Here is a 1,760-nt window from a genome sequence, read left to right on the forward strand (position 1 = left end):
CCTGCCCCGGATTTCCCATGCCTCCCGCCAAGGAAGAAAACAGGATGAAAAAGTCCAGCCGCACATCTTTCGCTGCTTCATCAAGATTGATAAGCCCTTTCACTTTCGGCGCCATGACGATCTTCCGTTCGTTTTCTGTCTGGTTCAGAATGTAGTTGTCAGCGATCACGCCGGCGCCGTGAATGATCCCGTCGAGTGTTCCGTGCTCCTCCTGTATGCCGCGGACGAGGGCGATGACCGCCGCCCTGTCTGTCACATCTACCGGTTTATACAGTACGCGAGCACCCGTCGCTTCCAAGCGCCGTAAGCGGGCGGAGCGGTCTTCATCAAGCGTTTCCGCCCTCCCCGTTAATATGAGGACGGCATTTTTGACGCGGGAGGCTATTTCTTCAGCGAAAATCAGTCCGATGCCGCCCGCTCCCCCGGTAAGGAGGTAAACCCCTTCGTCTTTCCACGGAACGGTGCCGCTTTGAGAGGCCGGCAGGTGACGCCAGTTTCTGACGAGACGTTTGCCGGCTTCATAACGGATTTCCGCTTGTTCAGGATGCGCCCGGTTTTCTTTCAGCTTGGCAAGAAGCGCTGATGCTGACTCGTCCGGATCGGCTTGGATGACTTGGCCGTACAGCTTCGGATGTTCAAGGTGAGCCGTTTTCAGAAAAGCGGCCAGCCCCGCCAATACATTGTCTTCCCCCCTGTCGGGGACAAGAAGCTGGATCAGCGTTTTTTCTTCTGTTTTTCTTTGATAAGACGCTTGACGATCGCTGACAGCTCCGCCGCACAGGCGTCATAACGATCTTCAATCGGACCTTCGCCGTCAGCCGCACATACGGCGCCGCTTATCTCCTCAGCGTTCATTCCGCCATACAGCGTCACGTATCTGAAAGCCTCTTCTTGTCCGCCGCCTTCACCCGGCGGTGATTCCTGCCACTCCGGCTGAAGCAAGAGCGGTTTTCCCTCCGTTTCCTCTTCCAGAAAACGGGCGGTGAGCCCCGTCAATCGGACACATACCTCGCCGTTTTCATCACACAGCTCAATATGATAGGCGCCGTCCGCTGAGGAAAGCACCGCCCACATCGTCTCCCGGCACGCAGAAAACACCTGCATATCCCGGAGGGCAAACGGCAGAAACGGCCGTCCGGACGCGGAACCGTCTGAGAGCACGAGACCGATAGAAGCCTGAAGGGCGGCGTCCAGCATGCTCGGATGCAGGATGAACGGCTCCTTTTCCTCGCGGGCGGACGGCGGAAGAGTGAGCTTCGCGAGCACTTCTCCGCTTCCGGCATAGACGGCGTCAAGCGCCTGATGAGACGGTCCGTAGGTGATGCCGAGGCTGTCGAATGCTTCATAGCACTCAGCCTTGACATGCGCCGGCCGCCGCAGCGCGCCTGAACCGCCTCCACATCGAGTACAGGAGCACGCTCCGTCTCTTCGAGCACGGCCTTTCCCTGGAAAAAGACAAGCGGCTCTTCCCCTTCGGCATACGCTTCAAAAGCGATGTCTCCGTTTTCTTCCGGCTGAAGCTTTACATGAAGCGTCACTCCTTCAGAAAGCGCCGTCACCGGGCGGAGCCAAACGATCTGTTTGAGCCGGACACCCGCTTTCCCGCCCGGCAAGTCTTCAGCGGCAAGTGTAACGGCGGCCCGGGCCATTTCTAAAGCAGCCGCGCCCGGAAGCACCGGTTTTCCATTGACGATGTGATCGGCAAAAAACGGTTCACGCCCTGAAAAAACAGAAGTAAAGCGCTGGGCGGTAAAGGTCGA

Annotated in this window: 1 pseudogene; it reads right to left on the reverse strand. The window is 58.0% G+C overall.

Annotation, left to right across the window (positions count from 1 at the left end):
* Positions 1–1,760 (reverse strand): annotated as a pseudogene (locus D368_RS19740) (SDR family oxidoreductase); the annotation flags it as partial.

The sequence above is a fragment of the Paenibacillus lentimorbus NRRL B-30488 genome (assembly GCF_000411595.1).
Taxonomy (GTDB): Bacteria; Bacillota; Bacilli; order Bacillales; family Bacillaceae; genus Bacillus; species Bacillus velezensis.